Origin of the sequence: Pedobacter ginsengisoli (assembly GCF_002736205.1) — a bacterium.
Taxonomy (GTDB): Bacteria; Bacteroidota; Bacteroidia; order Sphingobacteriales; family Sphingobacteriaceae; genus Pedobacter; species Pedobacter ginsengisoli_A.
This window is the reverse complement of the sequence record NZ_CP024091.1, coordinates 4,352,988-4,373,918: the sequence shown is the minus strand read 5'-3', so window position 1 is coordinate 4,373,918 and position 20,931 is coordinate 4,352,988. Positions and strand designations below refer to the sequence as shown.

Below are 20,931 nucleotides of genomic sequence, written 5' to 3'. Positions count from 1 at the left end.
TTTGGTATCCTTATGAAGAAACTCAGTGTAATTAAAATAGGTGGGAATGTTATAGATAATTCAGAGAAACTGCATCAGTTTTTACTTGATTTTGCGGCACTTCCAGGTGATAAGATTTTAATTCATGGTGGTGGTAAAATTGCTACTGAACTGGGGGGTTCACTAGGGGTAGAAGCCAAAATGGTAGAAGGCAGGCGTATAACTGATATTGAAACACTGCGTGTGGTTACCATGGTGTATGCCGGTTTGATTAATAAAAATATGGTTGCCCAGTTACAAGCCAAAGGAAGTAATGCAATTGGCTTAACTGGTGCAGATGGCAATATAATAAAGGCAGTTAAAAGACCAGTAAAGGATATTGATTATGGCTTTGTTGGTGATTTGGATGAGGCTTCGGTTTCGTCTGATACTTTAGATAGCTTATTAAAGGCAGGGCTTGTTCCTGTATTGTGTGCAATTACACACGATGGAGCATCACAATTATTAAACACTAATGCAGATACTATTGCATCTGCTGTTGCTGTTGCCATGTCATCAATTTATGATACCTCTTTAGTTTACTGTTTCGAAAAGCGTGGGGTAATGCGGGATATTGACGATGATCAATCCCTTGTACCTGTAATTAGAATGGGTGAATTTGAAACTTTAAAAAATGAAGGTGTAGTTTCGGGAGGAATGATCCCTAAATTGCACAATGCTTTTGAGGCCATAAAAAGTGGAGTTAGTGCAGTATATATTGGTAAAGCAGATGAATTGCCACAAATAGATCAACAGAATTTCGGAACCCGATTAATCAGATAATTATGAACCAGTTTAAAGGCAGTATTGCCATTTTAGGAAGCGGAAATATTGGTGTCTCTTTAGCCAAAGGGCTAGTTAAGGCGAGCTATGCAGAGCCCGGTCAGATTACGCTGACAAGGCGTAATGTTTCTAACTTAACTGCATTTTCTGATCAGGGGTTTATGGTTAGTGGTGAGAATGCTGCCGTAGTTGCCGCTGCTGATATTGTTGTTCTGGCTGTTTTACCGCAACAATTGAATCAGTTATTGGAACAGATACGTCCTGCAGTTGATCCGGCTAAACAGGTTTTTATTTCTGTTGCATCTGGTGTAAGTTGTATTGACATTAGAAATAAGCTTGGTGATGCAGTTCAGGTTGTTAGGGCAATGCCCAATACAGCAATTGCAATAGGCCAATCGATGACTTGCGTAGCCACAGACAATGCTTCAAAAGAAAATGTGGATGAGGTTGTTAGAATGTTTGAAACAGTTGGAGCTGTTGTAAAAATCAATGAAGACCTAATGACTTCTGCAACCGCGCTATGTGCTTGCGGAATTGCATTTTTCTTACGTGCAATAAGAGCGGCATCGCAGGGTGGGGTAGAAATCGGTTTTCATGCTGATGAGGCATTAAAAATGGCTGTACAAACAGCAAAAGGCGCTGCAGATTTGTTATTGCAAATGCAATCCCATCCTGAACAGGAGATAGATAAAGTTACTTCACCTAAAGGGTGTACAATAGCAGGATTAAACGAGATGGAACACAATGGCTTCAGCTCATCTTTAATTAAAGGTATTAAGTTGTCGGCAATAAAAGCAGGGGCTTTATACACTAAAGAATAATTACTTATGATAGAACAACTGCAAAAAGATAGTTTAGAATTGTTAAGAAAGCTAATAGGCATTCAGTCTTTTAGCAAAGAGGAAGATAAAACAGCTGATGCGATTGAACAGTTTTTGCAGCAACGCAACATAAAAACATACAGGAAGCTTAATAACGTATGGGCTTATAATAAGTACTTTGATAAAAGCAAACCTACATTACTTTTAAACTCACATCATGATACAGTAAAGCCAAATTCAGGCTATACCCGTGATCCTTATGACGCAGCGATTGAAGATGATAAATTATACGGATTGGGAAGTAATGATGCAGGAGGATGTCTGGTATCGCTTATAGCAACATTTCTGTATTACTATGATCAGCAGGAATTAAGCTATAACATTTGTTTGGCTACAACGGCAGAAGAAGAGATTTCAGGCAACAACGGACTAGAGTGTGTACTTCCTGATTTAGGTGAACTGGAGTTTGCAATTGTAGGTGAGCCAACACAGATGAACCTTGCAATTGCAGAGCGTGGATTGTTGGTACTAGATTGTACATCTACTGGCAAAGCTGGTCATGCAGCACGTGAAGAAGGGGACAATGCAATTTATAAGGCGCTTAAAGATATTGAGTGGTTCAGGAATTATCGCTTTTCTAAAGTTTCTGAAGTATTTGGGCCATTAAAAATGTCGGTTACAATTATCAATGCCGGGTCTCAGCATAATGTTGTGCCTGCTACCTGTACTTTTACAGTAGATGTACGTGTAACTGATGCCTATACCAATGAGGAGGTGTTGAAAATTATCCGCACCAATGTGGACTGTGATGTGAAGCCACGGTCTATCAGATTAAAGCCATCATCAATAGATAAAGAACACCCGCTGGTTCAATCGGGCATCGCACTTGGAAGAACAACTTACGGGTCGCCTACAACTTCAGATCAGGCTTTGCTGAGCATTCCTTCTGTCAAGGTTGGCCCTGGTGATTCGGCACGTTCTCATATGGCTGATGAGTATGTTTTTGTAGATGAAATTGCTGAAGGTATAGCACTTTATATTGAGATGCTTAAGCCGGTAATAAAGGGCAAATAAGTAACTCCCGTTAAAAAAAGTGTATTTTTGGTATCCATAATAGATTATAATGAAGATCTGGCAAAAAAACGTAGACGTAAATAAAGATATTGAGACCTTTACAGTTGGTAGAGACAGGGAACTGGATTTGCAAATGGCTGCTTTTGATGTGCTTGGCTCTCTTGCACATGTAGAAATGCTTGAAAGCATAGGGCTACTTACTGCAGATGAGCTTAAAGCTATTCAAAAAGAACTTAAAAATATCTACGCTGATATTGAAGCCGGTAATTTCACAATAGATGATACAGTAGAGGATGTGCACTCTCAGGTAGAATGGTTACTTACTCAGCGCATTGGAGATGCAGGTAAAAAGATTCATAGCGGTAGGTCTAGAAATGACCAGGTTTTGGTTGATCTGAAACTTTTCTTTAGAAACTGTATTGAAGAGATGGTCGGCAATACTTCTGTTTTATTTAGCCAGTTAATGGAATTAAGTAATACCCATAAGGATAAACTTTTGCCAGGTTATACACACCTGCAGATAGCTATGCCATCTTCTTTCGGTTTGTGGTTTGGTGCTTATGCCGAGAGTTTGGTTGATGATATGGAATTAATGCTTGCGGCCTGGAAGATCTGTAATAAAAATCCATTGGGTTCTGCTGCAGGATATGGCTCTTCGTTTCCATTAAACAGAACAATGACTACTGAGTTATTAGGTTTCGAGAGGCTCAATTATAATGTGGTATACGCACAGATGGGTAGAGGAAAAACAGAGCGTATTCTGGCACAGGCGATGTCGTCTGTGGCTGCATCACTGGCAAAAATGGCAATGGATGTTTGTTTATTCATTAACCAGAACTTTGGGTTCATTAGTTTCCCTGATGAACTAACTACCGGATCTAGCATCATGCCGCATAAGAAAAACCCGGATGTGTTTGAATTGATCCGTTCACGTTGCAATAAGATCCAGGCTTTGCCAAACGAGATTGCTATGATGATCACTAACCTTCCTTCGGGATATCACAGAGATCTTCAATTATTAAAAGAAAACCTGTTTCCTGCAATTACTTCATTAAACGAGTGCCTGGAAATGACAACTTTTATGTTACAAAACATTAGCATTAAAGACAATATACTAGCTGATAAAAAATATGCCTATTTGTTTAGTGTTGAAGTAGTAAATGAACTTGCATTAAAAGGCACTCCTTTCAGAGAAGCTTATAAAATTGTAGGTGAATCAATAGAGGATGGAACATTTACTCCAGGTACAGAAATACACCATACACATGAAGGAAGCATTGGGAACCTGTGCAATGGTGATATTGAAGATATGATGGATGAGATTTTGGCTCAGTTTAAATTTGAAAAAACAAAAGGTGCGATTCAGCAATTGTTATCTTAGTCTTTACAATAATTAGTATAAAAATATGAAGGTCTCAGTATTAGCAAACACCCTTATCGGTTCGGAAATCATTAAAATAGGTAACGAGGTTAATGATATGAAGCGAAAGGGAGCGCAGATTGCTAACCTGACAATTGGAGACTTTGATCCATCCATTTTCCCAATTCCTGCTGAACTTAAAGAGGAGATTATTGATGCATACCATCATAATCACACAAACTACCCACCTGCTGATGGTATTTTACCACTACGTGAGACAGTTGTTGAAATTTTAAGGGACAGGTATTCATTGAATTACTCCGTATCAGATATTTTGGTTGCCGGAGGCTCAAGGCCTTTAATTTACGCTACTTATCTGGCTTTAATTGATCCGGGTGATAAGGTAATTTACCCTGCACCTTCATGGAATAATAATCATTATTGTCATCTTTCGTCGGCCCAGGGCGTACCTGTGGTAACCACAGTAGAAAATAACTTTATGCCTACTGCAGCTCAGTTAAAGCCACATTTAAAAGGGGCTACTTTGCTTGCGCTTTGCTCTCCGTTAAATCCAACCGGTACAATGTTTACCCAGGAACAGCTTGAAGAGATCTGTGAAGTGGTAATTGAAGAAAACAAATCAAGAGGTGCTGATGAGAAACCGCTTTATATCCTATATGATCAGATTTACTCTTTATTAACTTTTGGTCGTGAGCATGTTAACCCGGTAAGTTTACGCCCGGAATTGAAAGAATATGTTATCTATATAGATGGGATTTCTAAATGTCTTTCTGCTACTGGGGTTAGGGTAGGGTGGGCCTTTGGACCTGAAGAGATTATCAGTAAAATGAAAGCACTACTTGGCCATATTGGTGCCTGGGCTCCTAAGGCTGAACAGGTAGCTGTTGCTAAGTACTTTAAAAATAAGGAGCTTGTTGATGGCTTTCTGGATTCTTTTAAGAAGCAGGTTCAAGTAAGTCTGGATGAGTTGCATAATGGATTTCAGCAATTAAAATCAGAGGGTTTTAATGTAGATTCTGTAGTTCCAATGGGGGCTATTTATCTGACACTTAAAATAGATTATATAGGTAAGACAACACCATCTGGATCTTTACTTAAAAATAGTGCTGACGTAAATTTCTACTTAATTAAAGAAGCCCAGGCGGCTTTGGTTCCTTTCTCTGCTTTTGGGAACGATGAATCGATGGCCTGGTTTAGAGCTTCTGTAGGGGGATGCTCTCTGCAGGACATTAAAGACATGATGCCGCGAATTAAAACTGCGCTCAGTAAGCTAAAATAAAAGCTATTTAAATTCTGAAGTTTTGTGGAATTCGATATCCGGATAATCCCTCATGGTCATATTGATCATAAATTCATTGTCGGCCAGGTAAACCGGATTACCGTCCTTGTCCTCACCAATATGCTGTTGCTTTCTTTTCAGGAATTCTGCCAGTTTCGTTTTATCTTTTGACGTTACCCAATTAGAGCGAGTATAGCTGAGCATCCTGAATGCCGCTTTTGCACCATATTCATGCTCCAGACGGAATGCAATAACCTCGAATTGAAGTTCGCCTACAGCACCCACTACCTTACGATTTCCGGGTTGCATGGTAAACAATTGGGCCACGCCTTCCTCTGTAAGCTGTTGTATGCCTTTTTCAAGCTGTTTGGTGCGTAGCGGGTCTCTGTTCTCAACTTCCTTGAATATCTCAGGAGAGAAGCTAGGAATGCCTTTAAATTGCAATTGCTCCCCTTCTGTAAGCGTATCTCCAATTTTAAAATTGCCGCTATCATATAAACCTACAACATCACCTGGCCAGGCCTCCTCTACAATACTCTTTTCGTTGGCCATAAAGTCCATTGGGTTAGAGAATTTTAGTTTTTTACCCTGTCTGGTATGGAAGTAGAATTTATTTCGCTCAAATTTTCCTGAACAAATTCTTAAAAAAGCAATACGGTCGCGGTGTTTGGGATCTAAGTTGGCATGGATCTTAAAGACAAAACCAGAAAAGTTCTTTTCTTCAACGAGAACCTCACGCTGCTCAGCTTCACGGCTTTTAGGGCTTGGAGCAATGTGAACAAAAGTATCCAGAAGCTCCTTTATACCAAAATTGTTAATGGCACTTCCAAAAAATACAGGAGCAAGCAACCCTTCAGTGTACATGCTCTTATCAAGCTTACCATAAACGCCATCTACTAGTTCCAGATCGCTTTTTAAGCCATCAAGCTCCTTCTGCTTTAGGAATTTACCAAGATTTTCATCATTCAGATCACTTACCTCAATAACGGGCTCGCTAATCTTGGTTTTATCAGGCTCAAATAAGTTTAGGTGATTATTATATATGCTATAAACTCCTTTAAAGGTGTGCCCTTGTCCAATAGGCCACGATAGTGGGCATAAGCTAATGTTAAGTTTATTCTCAATTTCATCAAGCAAATCAAAGGCATCCTTACCCTCGCGGTCCATCTTGTTAATAAAGATAATCACAGGAGTATTACGCATTCGGCACACGGCCATTAGTTTTTCAGTTTGCTCCTCAACACCTTTTACACAGTCAACAACCAAAATAACACTATCAACTGCTGATAGCGTACGGTAAGTATCCTCCGCAAAGTCCTTGTGGCCGGGAGTATCCAGTATATTGATGCGTTTATTGCTATACTCAAATCCCATTACAGAAGTAGCCACCGATATTCCACGTTGCTTTTCTATTTCCATGAAATCGGATGTATTGCTTTGATTTGCTTTATTCCGTTTAACTGCCCCGGCAGTATTAATAGCACCTCCAAACAGTAAAAATTTCTCTGTTAATGTAGTTTTACCTGCATCGGGGTGACTGATAATTGCAAATGTTTTTCGTTTTTCTATTTCCGGGTTAATCATAAAGAGTTTAAGCGTGTTGTGCTTGGTAAAAGGCTGCAAAGATAAGGAAAAAAAAGCGGGGAATGTGTAAAAGGAAAAGCCGGCATATTTATGCCGGCTTTTCCTTGTAATTTTTATCTAACCTCTTCCGCTTCTTGACGATCTTGAAGAGGAGTTATTCTCTCTTCCACCACCATTGTTTTCACGGCTTTCAGATCCTCTCGAAGGTCTGCTTTGCTCTATACGCTCAGATCTTTGAGGCCTGGCTTGTTCTTGCCTAGGTTGAACCTCTTGTCTTGGCTGAGGTCTTTCTTGTCGAGGTTGTTGAATTGGCTCTTGCCTTGGTTGTCTCGGCTGCGCTTCTTGTCTGGGCAGAGATTGAATTCTTTCTTGTCTCTCTTGCTGACGCTGACCTTCCAGTCTCGGCTGGTCTTGATTATTCACTCTTGCAGGGCGATCAGGCCTTTGAGATGGATAGGTGTTCCCTTGTTGTACTCTTTCAGGACGGCTATTTACTCTTGTACCATCATTCGATCTGTTATCAATTGGCTGCCTGCCATCTCTTGATACTCTTCCGTTAGAGGTTCTGCCATCTGTATTGCCCCTTTCAACGCTGCTGCGGTCAGTTCTCGGACTTGCATATCCTTCACCACGAACCGGGTTTCTTGGTGCAATATTTCCTGCATTAGTTTCTCTGCTGCTCCTTGTGTTTGGTCTGTAAATCTCAAGCCTGTTTCCGCTGATGCTACTTCTACCAGGTCTGCTGCTTCTATCTATGCTATAAACAGGAACCGCTTGTCTGGTCGAACGTCTGATATCGTCTGCTCTTGGACCAGAGTAATAATTACGGTTATTTCTTGAATACACATTGTTGATGATAGTTGTATTATGAATAATAGTTACATTTCTGCGTGAATAGTAACGGGGGAAATTATTGTAATAGATATTTCTTTGAGGAACAAATACCCACCAAAGATCAGGAATGTTGAAATTAACATTAATGTTCATACCAGGACCCATTGGCGCCCAACCATAATAACCGCCACCACTTCTCCAACTTACCCATGCCGGACCCCATACGGTATCTGGTATCCATACCCATTGGCTATAACGGTTATATACCCATCTTCCATAGTGGAAAGGAGCCCATCCCCAGTCATAATCAGATACCCAGGTATTGCCATATTCAGTCATAACCCATCGGCCATTTGAATAATAAGGTCTGAAATCGCCCTGCTCTACGTCAGGACGCCAAACATAGCCATATTGTGAATCCTGAATCCAGGTTCCATAAGGCGATAATTCGTCATAGAAAGATTGCAAGGAAATGTCCTCGTCTTGTGCCATAACCCGCTGTGCGGACCCGGTTAAGAGGAGCATAAGCCCCAGCACAATAACCGGTAATTTGATAATGTTTTTCATTGTGTGTGTGTTTTAAGTTTACCTAACTATTTTTATCTATCAATTTGAGTTCCAAATAATCTAAAAAGTTTAATCCGTTTGAAAAATTTTACATTATGATTATGAGGTATGACGTAATTTTATTGGTTTAAGTGGCGTTTAAGCCAATGTATAATCGGTTTCCTCTTTTGACAATTTACGAAAAATAAATTTTATTTACTTCATCAGATGCGCTTTCCAGCGAATTATTTTCTTCTTTTGTAAGCAAAACAAAATCAATGACAAAAGGCACCTTATTTCTTATTCCAGTACCTCTGGCCGAAAACGCAGCTCATAAATCTTTTACCAGCTATCTGGGAGATACCATTAATTCTATAAACACCTACATCGTTGAAAATGAGAAAACAGCACGTAAGTTTTTAAAGGAAGCAGGAATAAAAACACCCCAAAGTGACCTGGTAATCCATGATTATGGTAAACATAAACGCAATGATTCCTTTGTTCCGTATTTTAAGGAATTAATGACCGGTAAAGATGTAGGGTTAATGAGTGAAGCCGGTTGCCCGGGTGTTGCTGATCCGGGAGCTGATATAGTAGCAGAAGCACATAAAAGAGGGATTAAAGTAGTTCCACTTGTTGGCCCAAGTTCTATTTTGCTGGCTTTAATGTCGTCTGGGTTTAACGGGCAAAGCTTTACTTTTCATGGTTATTTGCCAATTGATAAAGTGGAAAGGGGAAAAAAACTTAAAGAACTGGAGCAACTTGCAGGTAAAAATAAACAAACCCAAATCTTTATTGAAACACCTTTCAGAAACAACCATTTATTTGAAGATGTATTAAAGAATTGTCAGCCCCAAACACTACTTAGTCTTGCCAGCAACGTTACCTCAGAAGATGAGTATATCAAAACAATGCCAGTAGCCCTGTGGAAAAAAGAAAGAATAGACCTGCATAAGAAGCCTACAATATTTTTACTGTACCGTCAGGTTTAACGGTACATGTTCTTGCTCTCAATAAAAGAAAGAACATTATCAGGGGTAAAATACTGAACATTTTTACCCTCTTTAATCCCTTTACGAATAAAAGTAGACGAAATATCCATTTGAGGGGTCTCGGTAATTACAATTGAGGGATGATTTTCCCATTCTGTAACATCAACTCCGGGCCTTGGATATACAAAAATTTGATAGTTCTTTAAAAGAACATCATAATTTTTCCATTTTTTAATAGAAGCCAAATTATCCGCACCCATTATTAATACAAACTCCTTACCGGGATATTTTTCGTTTAAATGGGTCAATGTATCAATAGTATAGGATGGTTGAGGAAGGCCAAATTCGATATCGCTAACCCTGATTTTTTCTGAGTTTTCAGTTGCTAATTTGGCCATCTCCAGTCTGTCGTACATATTGGTCAGACCGTTTTTATTCTTCAGCGGATTATGAGGTGAAACCACTAGCCAAACTTCCTTTAACTCTGTAAAACTTGCCATATAGTTAGCAATTACCAGATGTCCAATGTGTATGGGGTTAAAAGACCCGAAGAATAACCCTGTTTTCATGGTTAACGGTTGATAAAATCTCCTATCAGTTTTTCAGCTTCAGCACATGCCGTGTCTAATTCATAGTTTTTTAATATAACATCGAATTTACTGGCATATCCTAGCTCTTTTTCAGCCTTTATAAAGCGCTCCTGAAGCTTTTCCGCACTATCAGTTCCGCGGCCACTTAAACGTTCTTTTAAGACCTCCAAAGAAGGTGGCTGAACAAATATGGCCAATGCATCATCCTCATATTTACGTTTCAAGCGTAATCCGCCTTCTACATCAATGTCAAATATTACATGCTTTCCTTCTTGCCAGATCCGTTCAATTTCAGATCTTAAAGTACCGTAAAAAGTGCCATTATAAACTTCTTCAAATTCAACAAATTCCTGATGGGCAACTTTGTGCAGAAAATCTTCTTTTGAGATAAAATAATAGTCTTTGTCATTTTTTTCATCTCCACGTAATTGGCGTGTAGTTGCAGAGATAGAGAAACTTAATGAAGGGAATTTCTTTAGTAAATGTTTTACAATTGTTGTTTTTCCGGCCCCGGATGGTGCAGAAAATATGATAAGTTTACCTTGTTTCATCTTGTGTTATTGTCTTTCAGCCAGCGGCTTACAAAACATTTAATAGTTGCTCCTTAATTTTTTCTAACTCTTCCTTCATTCCCACAACCAACTGCTGTATTTGCGCATCGTTAGCTTTGGCACCCATGGTGTTAATTTCACGGCCTATTTCCTGCGAAATAAAACCAAGCTTTTTTCCATTGGCATCTTTGCTTTTCAAGGTTTCCATAAAGTAATCACAATGACTTCTCAGGCGAATCTTTTCTTCTGTAATGTCAAGCTTATCAATATAATAGATTAACTCTTGTTCCAAGCGGTTCTGATCTACGTTTATTTTGCCAACATTATCTTCAAGAAATTGGTTTAATCTGCTCCTGATCTGAGGAATTCTAAGCGGTTCCAAAACTTCAATCTCCGAAAAGAACTGAAGTATGTTTTTGATTCTCAATTCTAGGTCAGTCTTTAAAACAACACCTTCCGCAAGTCTGAATTTATTAAAGCTTTCCAGTGCCTTAACAAAAGTACTGTTTAATACATCCCAGTCATTTTCATTAACATCCTCGTCAGAATAACTGATTACTTCAGGGAAATTAAGAACAGCCTGCAAAAGATTATTTGAATTGGCTCCCAGCTGGATATTGATTTCTTCGAGTTGTTTGTAATATTTGCTTAGTAAGGCTGCGTTGATGGTTGCACCTTTTAAGTTTTCTTCACTGCGTTCTATGTTTATAGAAACACTTACTTTTCCCCGTTCAATTTCCTTGCTGCAGATATTACGCAACAATAATTCCTTTTCAGAAAAAGCCCTTGGTAATTTTAAATTCAGTTCCAGGAACTTACTGTTTAAAGATTTTATCTCTACTGCAAACTTTACATTTTCGTGATCAGTAGAAGCCAGGCCGTACCCTGTCATTGATTTTATCATGTGCAAAGATATAATTTATTGCCTTTTTAAACTCATTTAACTTTTTTTAACTTAGTTCATTGTCAAACTATAGTTAAGTTTACAAAAAATATTCGTTAGATGAAGAGGCCCGGTTATTTAAATATTTTAATATTCCTATTGTTTTTTGTGGCATCAGTATCCTCTGTTTCGGCACAACAAGAGGTTATTCTTAAAGGAGCGGTAATAGAAAAAGGGACATCTACGCGTGTTGCAGCAGCTCAAGTAATAAATAAAAGATTAGGAATATCGGTTGTAAGCAGTGATTTTGGATTATTCCAGATTAAGGCAGTACCTGGCGATACGCTTTTAGTAGTTAAAATAGAATATTCTGATGCTGAAGCTGTTGTTCCAGCAGGAAAAGATCTTATTGTTTATCTGGATAGAGGTAGAACGCTTAAAGAAGTTAACATTACCGGGCAAACAAAGAAACAAGAATTGAATGATATAAAAAGGGATTTTAAAAATAAGGGGGCGTTCTATCAGGGAAAGCCGCCATTCCTCTCATTTCTTTTCAAGCCGCTTACAGCAGTTTACGAATTGTTTGGACGGACACCCAAAAATGCAAGAAGATTTGGCCGTTATTACGAAACCGAGATGCAGCAAACTTTAATAGATGGGTTCTTTAATGAAATAATTATTCAGAATAACACTGATCTAAAAGGAGAATCTCTGGAAAAATATATGATGGATTACAGGCCAGAGTATGAAAAAGCTAAAAACTGGACAGAATATGATGCTGTCAAATACATAAGGGAGTCGTATAAAAAATATACAGACACATTAAAGAAATAAGTAGAAATTTTAAATAGTTAGTGATTCGCAAGCTTTTTCTGCGGCAAGCTTTTCGGCATTTTTCTTATTGTAGTCTCTGCCGATACCATAGCTTTCGCCCTCAATAACTACTTGAATGGTAAATAGTTTTGCGCTTTCACCTTCTTCATTTTGGATCATATCAAATGATATATCCTTGCCATGACGCTGGCACCATTCTATCAATTTACTCTTAAAGTTAGTCTCAGTAAGCTCTAGTGTATGAATATCGATATAAGGCTTCACTATTCTTTTAAGAAGGAAATCTTTAGTGAAATTATATCCTTTGTCCAGATATACTGCACCTACAAGAGCTTCAAAAGCATCACCCAACATAGAATGATGTTTTGTTTGGATATTTACAGCCTTTTGATCAAAAACAATCAGCTGATCAAAACCCATTTTTCTTGCAAGTTGATTTAAGTTGGCGCGATTTACAATTTTTGAGCGCATTTCTGTTAAAAAGCCCTCTTCCTTATAAGGATAGCTTTTAAACAATAACTCTGCAATTACAGAACCTAAAATAGCATCACCAAGAAACTCCAGGCGTTCATTACTACTTCGACTACCGTTTTTTAGGATTTTTGCCACAGACCTGTGCCTGAACGCCATTTTATACAAAACAGTATTTCCAGGCACAAAGCCTAAAATGTTGTTCAACTTTTTTATAAAGTCCTTATCAGACGATAGATAAAGCTTATACAGGTCAAATAATGGCATTAACTATTGCAAAATTAAAGGAGGCTAATAATAGCCTCCACAAAGTGCTTTTATTCTTCGTATTTTTTAAAAATCACTGATGCATTGTGACCTCCGAAGCCAAAAGTGTTACTTAAGGCAGCACGGATAGGTCTCTTTTGTGCAACATTAAATGTGAAATTTAATTTCGGATCAAACCCAGGGTCATCAGTAAAATGATTAATAGTAGGAGGTACTATATCATTTTTCACTGCCAGGATAGATGCAATTGCTTCAATAGCACCTGCAGCACCTAATAAATGTCCCGTCATAGATTTTGTAGAACTGATGTTTAATTTATAAGCATCTTCTCCAAATAAATCAACGATAGCTTTAGTCTCAGAAATGTCTCCCAAAGGAGTTGAGGTTCCATGAACATTGATGTAATCAATATCTGCAGTGGTTAAGCCTGCGTCTTTAAGGGCATTTGTCATTACCATTTTGGCACCTAATCCTTGTGGATGCGGAGCTGTGATATGGTTTGCATCTGCACTCATTCCGCCGCCAACTAATTCAGCATAGATCTTTGCACCTCTTTTCTTAGCATGTTCCAGTTCCTCCAAAATGATGGTTCCTGCGCCTTCACCTGCAACAAAGCCATCACGGTCTTTGTCAAACGGTCTTGAAGCTGTTTTAGGGTCATCATTTCTGGTCGATAAGGCATGCATTGCATTAAAACCACCAATACCCGCTTCGTTAATGATAGCCTCAGATCCACCGCTAATTACAATGTCGCACATATTCAAACGGATATAATTGTACGCATCGATCATTGCATTTGTAGACGAAGCACATGCAGAAACTGTAGCAAAATTAGGGCCTCTAAGTCCATATTTTATAGAAATATGGCCAGGAACAATGTCAATTATAACTTTAGGAATAAAGAACGGATTCATGCGTGGCGTACCATCGCCTAAAAAGAAGTTCTTCATTTCATCCTGAAATGTTTTAAAGCCGCCAATGCCTGAGCCCCAAATTACGCCAACACGGTTGGTATCAACTTGCGAGAAGTCAAAATTACCATCCTTAACAGCTTCATCTGTGGCTACTAAAGCATATTGAACAAATGGATCTAGCTTGCGCGCTTCCTTTTTGTCCAAAAAATCTTCTGGATTGAAGTTTTTAAGCTCACATGCAAATTTGGTTTTGAACTTTGATGTGTCAAAACCTGTAATGGGGCCAGCGCCACTCACCCCATTTAACAGGCCTTCCCAGAACTCTGGGATTGTACTGCCAATAGGAGTGAGCGCACCCAACCCTGTAACTACTACTCTTTTTACTTCCATTTATACGGATTATACGGAGACCGTATTTTACTTAACGTTTTTTTCTAAGTAAGCAATTGCTTGACCAACTGTACCAATGGTCTCAGCCTGATCATCAGGGATTGCTACATTGAATTCTTTTTCAAACTCCATAATAAGTTCTACTGTATCTAAAGAATCCGCACCTAAATCGTTAGTGAAAGAAGCCTCTGGTGTAACTTCGCTTTCATCCACACCTAATTTTTCAACGATAATAGCCTTAACTCTTGAAGCAATATCAGACATAATGTTATAATTTAATGGTTAAATAATTCAGTGCAAAGAAAAATAAATTCTTACACATTTCAAATGTTTTTATTTCTCTATCAATTTTAATGTTTTTATTTCGAACATTAAAGTAAAATTAGTTTTATAATTTCGTAATCTCGTAAATATATAGTGTTTTGAACAAAACTTATTTAAAACTATCATTAGACCTCGATTTTGTACTAATTGCCATTACTGCATCACTGAAAGATTATATGTTGTGTCATAAAATAAATACAAATCTTAATTTTAATTTTGAAAAGATTGAGGATCATGAGGTTTACTTTAATATAGATGAAGACCCATTACCCTTTTCAAAATATTATTTTTATGTAGAACAAGGCGAAATTGAATATTACATCCTTAACAATCGAAATGCAGAAGGGTTTTTAATCCCCGAAATGAACAAAGTAGATTTTTTTATGATTATTCATCAATATATTGACAAAGAAGATCTTAGTTTTATAATCAATGGATTGAATAAACTTCCTGATATTCAGGTTGCTGCACAAATTGATCCGCGTAAATTGAAGTCGAGAGAAAATTTGATAATGTAAATTTTATACTGTAGGTGTATTAAATACACTATATTTGAACTTACATTATCAGACAAATAACATTAATAATCAGACGGGCATGGGTTTTTTATGTGGAAAATCTGCGTTTTGCCGGTCAATAATAAATTTAAGTAACTAAATGAAACCATTTCATTCCAGAACAAAAATTGTGGCCACCCTGGGCCCTGCTTCAGCTAAACCGGATGTTTTATACAGTATGTTTAACGCTGGATTAGACGTTTGCCGTTTAAATTTTTCTCACGGTTCTCAGGCGGATCATCAGGAAGTATTGGATACCATTCGCAATATCAATCAAAAATATAATTATAATGTAGGAATCCTTGCCGATTTACAAGGTCCTAAAATTAGAATTGGTATAGTTAAGGATGGTGGTATTAACTTAGTTAATGGAGCCCGCACTATCATTACCACTCAGGAATGTATAGGTAATGAGGAACGGATTTACATCACTTACGATACTTTCCCAAAAGACGTAAAAGCAGGTGAGATTATCCTTTTAGATGACGGTAAATTACAAATGCGTGTAATCGAAACTAACCTTAAAGATGAGGTTGTTTGCGAAATAGTACATGGTGGTATTCTTACTTCAAGAAAAGGTGTTAATTTACCCAATACAAAAGTTTCTATCCCTTCTCTTACAGTTGAAGACAGAAAAAACCTTGAGTTTGTTCTCGAAAACGATGTAGAGTGGATCGGACTTTCATTTGTTCGTAATGCAGAAGACATTACCGAGTTAAAAGACATTATTAAGCAAAGGGGCAAAACTGCAAGAGTAATCGCTAAAATCGAAAAACCTGAGGCTATTGCTAATATCGATGAAATCATTGCTGTTTCTGACGGTATCATGGTTGCCCGTGGTGACCTAGGAGTTGAAATGCCAATGGAAGAAGTTCCTTTGTTACAAAAAATGATAGTTCAAAAGTGTAGAGCTGCTTCTAAACCTGTAATTATTGCTACCCAAATGCTGGAAAGTATGATTACTACACCTCGACCAACCCGTGCTGAGGTTAACGACGTTGCAAACTCTGTACTTGATGGTGCTGATGCAGTAATGCTAAGTGGTGAGACCTCTGTAGGTGAGTTTCCGCTTATCGTTATTGAGACTATGCAGAAAATCATTCAAAACATCGAAACGAACAATTATCCATTCCACCCAGAGAAGTTTCTTAAGTCAAAGTCTGAGAGCTTCCTGAGCGATGCAATTTGTGATACTGCTTGCTTCTTATCTAAGCAAACAAATGCAGTGGGTATTGTTTCTATGACGGTTAGTGGATATACTGCATTCGAAATCTCAAGCCACAGACCTAAGGCATTAACTTATATCTTCACCAGCAACAAATCTCTATTAAACACTTTGAGTCTATTGTGGGGTGTTCAAGGCTTTTATTACGATAAATTTGAAAGCACTGACGAAACCATTCAGGATGTAAACAACCTGCTTAAAGAGCATAAAATGGTGAAAAAGGGAGATGTGATTATCAACACAGCTGCTATTCCGATGGAACAGAAAGGCAAAACAAATATGTTGAAAATTACAGTTATTGATTAATATTCACTAACAGTCAAAAAAAAGCCTACTTTTGCGATCCTGCAAAAAGGAGAGTTGTCCGAGTGGTTGAAGGAGCACGCCTGGAAAGTGTGTATATCTCAAAAGGGTATCGAGAGTTCGAATCTCTCACTCTCCGCAAAAGTGCAAAAGCGCGTGTTTTTAGAACACGCGCTTTTCTTGTGTGCCGGGCATGGCAATCAGCTCTAGGGTGCAAGTCCCGAACACACTTTGCAGTAGGAAGTGTTAGCCAATAGCAAGGGTGTCGCAGGCGACTGCGAATCCGAAGGAAGCTGGCGGCAAATATGGGGACTTACGAACAGGAACTGTATATAAGGCGAGGTGATATGGGTGATGTTGCAAGACAAACAAAAGCCCTATACTGCACAGAATATCACTATGTAGATACAGAGGTCACATCCATAGAAAGCGGGTTGCCTTACCCCGGGAGATCTCCCTATAATCTGTCGAGAGCAAGTGCGATTGCTGTAGAAGAAACAATGGACAGTATCGTAATGCCCATCTGGTACAGGGAGAAGTCAGCCGAGGTCATAATACCTATATTTTTTTAGGGAAGGACTGAATGTTGGGATGGCAAAGGAAACAGAAAGTTTATGGCAGAGTGATTACAGCGGAACCACTTTAGAGAACTGCTTACATGATGGTAGGACGGAATCCGAGAGTAGACTGTAAGAGGAGCTGAGCCGAGCCGTGCAACCAATGTGCACAATGCCTGGGAAAGAGTTTTTTTTTAGTAGTATGCTTGAAGAAATATTAGACATCCGAAATGTACAAAGCGCCTTTAGGCAGGTAACCGCCAATAAGGGAGCTGGTGGTATTGATGGTATGCAGACCGATGAACTTCGGGACTACCTGAATATCAACTGGCAGACATTACGGTCTGATATTTTGAACGGCAGTTACCGCCCGAGTGCGGTAAGAAAGGTAGAGATACCCAAGTCTGGTGGGGGAGCAAGGATGCTTGGCATCCCAACGGTCATTGATCGGTTGATTCAACAGTCTATTTCCCAATGGCTGAGTCCGAAATATGAGGGCGACTTTTCTTTCAGTAGTTATGGTTTCCGTCCAAAGCGCAAGGCTCATCAGGCAGTGCTCAAGGCACAGGAATACCTTAATGCTGGTTACACATGGATTGTGGAGCTTGATCTGGACAAATTCTTTGATCGGGTAAACCATGACAAACTCATGTGCCTGCTATCAGGAAAGATAAAAGATAAGCGTACATTAAAGCTTATCCGTTTATATCTGAGCAGTGGTATGATGGAGAACGGGCTTGTTTCCCCAAGAAAAGAGGGCACACCACAGGGCAGTCCACTTAGTCCGCTTTTATCCAATATTGTTCTTCATGAACTGGATGCTAAGCTCGAAGAGCGGGGTCACAAGTTCGTACGATACGCTGATGATTGCAGTATATATGTTCACAGCAGAAAATCGGCAGATAGGGTGATGGATAACATTACCAGCTATCTGGAAGGAGGTCTAAAGCTGAAAGTGAACCGTGAAAAGAGTAAGGTGAGCAGACCATCACAGAGTACCCTGCTGGGCTTCTCGTTCTACAAGACGGGCAAAGATTGGAAAATGAGGATTGCAACCAAGTCTGTTAAGATTATAAAACAGAAACTCCTTGGACATACTAAACGCAATGATCCAATTACTATCATCGAACGGATCAGAAAGCTTGATATGACCATTAGGGGTTGGGTCAACTATTTTTCCATTGCAGGGGCTAAGCATGTGATGATAAGGCTGGATGAAATGACACGGGTCAGACTGCGGATGATCATCTGGAAACAGTGGAAGAATGCAGGATGCCGAAGCCGAAACCTGATCAAACTGGGGGTTGGAAAGCAGAAGGCATTCGAATGGTCTAATAGTAGGAAGTCCTATTGTCGACTGGCACGTAGTCCAATCCTTCAGGGTAATCTGAGTATTGAGTATTTCGCAAAGCTGAAGTACATTGGATTTGCCAACTACTACTATTGGAAAACTGAACACCAAACGAAGTTATTCTAACAAACCGCCGTATGCCGAACGGCACGTACGTGTGGTGTGAGAGGACAGATAGGGAAATAATCCCTATCTTCCTACTCGATTTTATATATAATTGATAATCAGCTATTTATTAAACAACAAAATGAACACTATTTGATGGGTATTAACGATTTATACTAAAAACCGTACTATTTTTCTAAAAATAGACCATAAAACCCCGAGAGCATTAGGGGATTCGAACACCTCCCATTTACATTCTCAGCAGCCAAAAGTGCAGATTTCCCTCAAATATTGAGCCTTCAAAAGAGCCTTTTAATTACTTTGGCTGATTAAACATATAGCGGGCAATCTTCCAAATGCCATTTTCATTTCTCATCAGGAAAAATTCCCTGTTCAACTCTTCAGTTTTTTGACCATTAGCGTGTATCAGTTGTGTTCCGTTTGATTGTGTGCGAACAAAAGCTACGCTATCGTCCAATGATATAATTTCTTCGAGCTTGAAGCTTACATTAAGCTGAATTGCCTTAAAGACATTCTTGTAAGCCGATGTTAGTTCGGATATTCCAGTTGCTGTTGGCAGTCCGGTTGGCATAAATATACCGTCTGCTGTATATTGACTAACCGCCTGCTCTGCACTTGACTTGTTCAGTGCGTCAAAGTAAATACTCAATGATTTTTCTATTCCGTTTTTTGCTGTTTGATTTTCCATTGTTGTTGATTTTTTTGAGTTAGAAATATTTGAATCGTTTTTTTGTTGTTTTGCTTTATTCTGGCAGGCTGCTAAGGCTAATAACAAGACAGCCGATGTGATGATCTTCCTCATAAGATCATGCTTTAGTTTTTGTGTTGGTTGAGGATAATTTTAGCTTCCTCAAACGTTACAGCTTTACCTAAGGCGCCAAATTCGTGGAGATCGCCAAATACTTCTATGCGGATAGATTGATTGGTACCACCAATGTGTAATGGTTCAAAGCCGCTGTCAGTAATGAGCTCCTCTATTTGTTTATTACTGTTGGTGTTGTCAGACGCATAAAAAAGCACTTTTTTTTCGGGTCCAGTGAAGGAATCTTCCAACAAAGTAGCAGCTCCCAGTGTTCCGAATGCCTTTACAAAACTTGCATCCTTTGGGACTAATGCTAAAAGAATTTGACCAGCAGACGCAGCCTTATCAATAATCTTTTTGAAACCTCCATTGGCATCAGGCGCAATAGGATTGGAAACATCTACAATTATTTTTCCTTTCAGTTCTGTTGCATATTGCCCTAAAAACTCTTTGATCTTGTCAAAGTAAATGGCTGGAATAACCACATCGGCATTGCGAATAGCGCTAGATATTTCTTCGGCAGTTGCTAAAGCTCCTAACTCTTCTGCAAGGTAGTTTGCTTTTTCAATTTCTCTGGAAGAAAGAATAACAGGGTGGTTGCCTTTTACAAGATTGGTAGCAATAGCTTTACCAATGTTTCCTAAGCCTATAACGGCTACTTTTGTTTTTTGATTTGCAGTGTTCATCGTTTTATTTTTAAAAAATCTGTTTGTCGATATTGACAATACAAAGTTGCGATGAACAATCTACCTGCACTTATAAAGTAGGATAAGAAATATCCTTAATGTAGATTAAGGGTTAAGCTATTTTTTAAATCGCTCGTTCTTTATTTTACTTAGAAATTCGGGGGTAACACCCAGATAAGATGCTATCTGGGTATTGGGTAGCCTATTAGCCAGATGAGGATATTGGTCGATAAAATTTTCATATCTGTCCAGGGCAGTGTTGCTAAATATTTGCAGTAATCGATTTTGAAGTTCTATATACTTGTCCTCGATAATTACACGAAAGTTTCTATCAAACTTTGGATAGTTGGTATACAGATACCACAAATCCCCTTTTGATATTTGAAGTACAACCGATGGCTCAATTGCTTCTATAAACAGTTTGGAAGGAAGTTCTTTGTGCAGGCTGCCAATATCCGAGGTCCAATCACCTTCAGCAGTAAAAGCAAGGTTGTGTTCAACTCCTTTATCATCTACGCCATATATTTTGAAGCAGCCGCTTTGTACATAAGTAAAGTACTTGCATACATCTCCTTCTTGCAAAAGGAATTGTCTTCGTTTGATTTTCTTTTCTGTCAGCCGGCTTGTTAAAGCTTGTATTTCCTCTGTATCTAACGGAAGATATTTTTTAAAATGGTTAATTATGCTTTCCAAAATGATAATTGCTCTTATTATTTTTTTAAATATACAAATCAGAACAGATGATTATAATTAATGCATCATTCATTCCAATCAAGCAGTGCTCTTTT

General features: G+C 38.7%; 21 protein-coding genes and 1 tRNA gene. 11 read left to right on the top strand and 11 right to left on the bottom strand.

Translation table 11 applies throughout. The features are described from left to right. The first annotated feature begins 12 nt into the window (after window positions 1-12). The 5 genes from argB to CPT03_RS18085 are packed head-to-tail and all read left to right on the top strand — an operon-like array spanning window position 13 to window position 5,356. Window positions 13-801, top strand: coding sequence for an acetylglutamate kinase (gene argB, locus CPT03_RS18105; RefSeq protein WP_099440146.1), 789 nt, complete (start codon window positions 13-15; stop codon window positions 799-801). A 2-nt stretch (window positions 802-803) separates the two neighbouring features. After that, on the top strand, window positions 804-1,622 hold the full coding sequence (gene proC / locus CPT03_RS18100) for a pyrroline-5-carboxylate reductase (protein WP_099440145.1): 819 nt from the start codon (window positions 804-806) through the stop codon (window positions 1,620-1,622). Between the two features lie 6 nt (window positions 1,623-1,628). Further along, the gene (locus CPT03_RS18095; protein WP_099440144.1) at window positions 1,629-2,696 is read left to right on the top strand and encodes a M20 family metallo-hydrolase; all 1,068 of its coding nucleotides are present in this window, start codon (window positions 1,629-1,631) and stop codon (window positions 2,694-2,696) included. A gap of 49 nt (window positions 2,697-2,745) precedes the next feature. Next, window positions 2,746-4,077 carry an argininosuccinate lyase gene (gene argH, locus CPT03_RS18090; protein WP_099440143.1) on the top strand — a complete coding sequence of 444 codons (1,332 nt, stop codon included), beginning with the start codon at window positions 2,746-2,748 and terminating at the stop codon, window positions 4,075-4,077. A gap of 25 nt (window positions 4,078-4,102) precedes the next feature. Then, window positions 4,103-5,356 carry a pyridoxal phosphate-dependent aminotransferase gene (locus CPT03_RS18085; RefSeq protein WP_099440142.1) on the top strand — a complete coding sequence of 418 codons (1,254 nt, stop codon included), beginning with the start codon at window positions 4,103-4,105 and terminating at the stop codon, window positions 5,354-5,356. 3 nt (window positions 5,357-5,359) lie between these two features. Here CPT03_RS18085 and CPT03_RS18080 read toward each other — a convergent pair whose 3' ends face one another. Beyond that, on the bottom strand, window positions 5,360-6,940 hold the full coding sequence (locus tag CPT03_RS18080; RefSeq protein WP_099440141.1) for a peptide chain release factor 3: 1,581 nt from the start codon (window positions 6,938-6,940) through the stop codon (window positions 5,360-5,362). A gap of 117 nt (window positions 6,941-7,057) precedes the next feature. Beyond that, window positions 7,058-8,341: a DUF6600 domain-containing protein gene (locus CPT03_RS18075; RefSeq protein ID WP_099440140.1), complete on the bottom strand. Its 1,284-nt coding sequence runs from the start codon at window positions 8,339-8,341 to the stop codon at window positions 7,058-7,060. 257 nt (window positions 8,342-8,598) lie between these two features. Between CPT03_RS18075 and CPT03_RS18070 the strand changes: the two genes are divergently transcribed. Then, the gene (locus CPT03_RS18070; protein WP_099440139.1) at window positions 8,599-9,312 is read left to right on the top strand and encodes an SAM-dependent methyltransferase; all 714 of its coding nucleotides are present in this window, start codon (window positions 8,599-8,601) and stop codon (window positions 9,310-9,312) included. On the opposite strand, the gene nadD is transcribed toward CPT03_RS18070, so the two are convergent. From nadD to CPT03_RS18055, 3 genes are read right to left on the bottom strand one after another with little or no spacing between them, the layout of a single operon-like run. Continuing rightward, window positions 9,309-9,881, bottom strand: a complete 573-nt coding sequence (gene nadD / locus CPT03_RS18065) for a nicotinate (nicotinamide) nucleotide adenylyltransferase (RefSeq protein ID WP_099440138.1) — start codon at window positions 9,879-9,881, stop codon at window positions 9,309-9,311. The two genes, CPT03_RS18070 and nadD, sit on opposite strands and share 4 nt — an antisense overlap. Window positions 9,882-9,883: 2 nt before the next feature. Continuing rightward, entirely contained in the window at window positions 9,884-10,453 is a 570-nt protein-coding gene (gene gmk / locus CPT03_RS18060; RefSeq protein ID WP_099440137.1) for a guanylate kinase, read from the bottom strand. A gap of 28 nt (window positions 10,454-10,481) precedes the next feature. Beyond that, on the bottom strand, window positions 10,482-11,345 hold the full coding sequence (locus CPT03_RS18055; protein WP_099440136.1) for a YicC/YloC family endoribonuclease: 864 nt from the start codon (window positions 11,343-11,345) through the stop codon (window positions 10,482-10,484). Window positions 11,346-11,456: 111 nt separating this feature from the next. Between CPT03_RS18055 and CPT03_RS18050 the strand changes: the two genes are divergently transcribed. Next, window positions 11,457-12,170: a hypothetical protein gene (locus CPT03_RS18050; protein WP_099440135.1), complete on the top strand. Its 714-nt coding sequence runs from the start codon at window positions 11,457-11,459 to the stop codon at window positions 12,168-12,170. A gap of 9 nt (window positions 12,171-12,179) precedes the next feature. Here the strand turns inward: CPT03_RS18050 and rnc are convergent, their stop codons facing one another. The 3 genes from rnc to CPT03_RS18035 are packed head-to-tail and all read right to left on the bottom strand — an operon-like array spanning window position 12,180 to window position 14,476. Continuing rightward, window positions 12,180-12,908, bottom strand: a complete 729-nt coding sequence (gene rnc / locus CPT03_RS18045) for a ribonuclease III (RefSeq protein WP_172954197.1) — start codon at window positions 12,906-12,908, stop codon at window positions 12,180-12,182. A gap of 50 nt (window positions 12,909-12,958) precedes the next feature. Continuing rightward, the gene (gene fabF, locus CPT03_RS18040; protein ID WP_099440134.1) at window positions 12,959-14,212 is read right to left on the bottom strand and encodes a beta-ketoacyl-ACP synthase II; all 1,254 of its coding nucleotides are present in this window, start codon (window positions 14,210-14,212) and stop codon (window positions 12,959-12,961) included. Window positions 14,213-14,239: 27 nt separating this feature from the next. After that, a complete protein-coding gene (locus CPT03_RS18035) occupies window positions 14,240-14,476 on the bottom strand; it encodes an acyl carrier protein (RefSeq protein ID WP_008508386.1) in 237 nt (78 codons plus the stop codon). A 158-nt stretch (window positions 14,477-14,634) separates the two neighbouring features. On the opposite strand from CPT03_RS18035, the gene CPT03_RS18030 reads away from it, so the two are divergent. The 4 genes from CPT03_RS18030 to ltrA all read left to right on the top strand — a co-directional run bounded on the left by CPT03_RS18030 (window position 14,635) and on the right by ltrA (window position 18,655). Next, window positions 14,635-15,054 carry an IPExxxVDY family protein gene (locus tag CPT03_RS18030; protein WP_099440133.1) on the top strand — a complete coding sequence of 140 codons (420 nt, stop codon included), beginning with the start codon at window positions 14,635-14,637 and terminating at the stop codon, window positions 15,052-15,054. Window positions 15,055-15,193: 139 nt separating this feature from the next. Beyond that, complete coding sequence (pyk, locus tag CPT03_RS18025; RefSeq protein ID WP_099440132.1) at window positions 15,194-16,624, top strand: pyruvate kinase; 1,431 nt, start codon at window positions 15,194-15,196, stop codon at window positions 16,622-16,624. 48 nt (window positions 16,625-16,672) lie between these two features. Continuing rightward, a tRNA-Ser gene (locus tag CPT03_RS18020) sits at window positions 16,673-16,760 on the top strand. A gap of 620 nt (window positions 16,761-17,380) precedes the next feature. After that, a complete protein-coding gene (gene ltrA, locus CPT03_RS18015) occupies window positions 17,381-18,655 on the top strand; it encodes a group II intron reverse transcriptase/maturase (RefSeq protein WP_216641563.1) in 1,275 nt (424 codons plus the stop codon). A 295-nt stretch (window positions 18,656-18,950) separates the two neighbouring features. On the opposite strand, the gene CPT03_RS18010 is transcribed toward ltrA, so the two are convergent. The 3 genes from CPT03_RS18010 to CPT03_RS18000 all read right to left on the bottom strand — a co-directional run bounded on the left by CPT03_RS18010 (window position 18,951) and on the right by CPT03_RS18000 (window position 20,836). After that, complete coding sequence (locus CPT03_RS18010) at window positions 18,951-19,457, bottom strand: YybH family protein (protein ID WP_099440131.1); 507 nt, start codon at window positions 19,455-19,457, stop codon at window positions 18,951-18,953. A gap of 11 nt (window positions 19,458-19,468) precedes the next feature. Next, window positions 19,469-20,143, bottom strand: coding sequence for an NADPH-dependent F420 reductase (locus tag CPT03_RS18005; RefSeq protein ID WP_099440130.1), 675 nt, complete (start codon window positions 20,141-20,143; stop codon window positions 19,469-19,471). A gap of 117 nt (window positions 20,144-20,260) precedes the next feature. Beyond that, window positions 20,261-20,836, bottom strand: coding sequence for a Crp/Fnr family transcriptional regulator (locus CPT03_RS18000; protein WP_245869883.1), 576 nt, complete (start codon window positions 20,834-20,836; stop codon window positions 20,261-20,263). Between the last annotated feature and the right edge of the window lie 95 nt (window positions 20,837-20,931).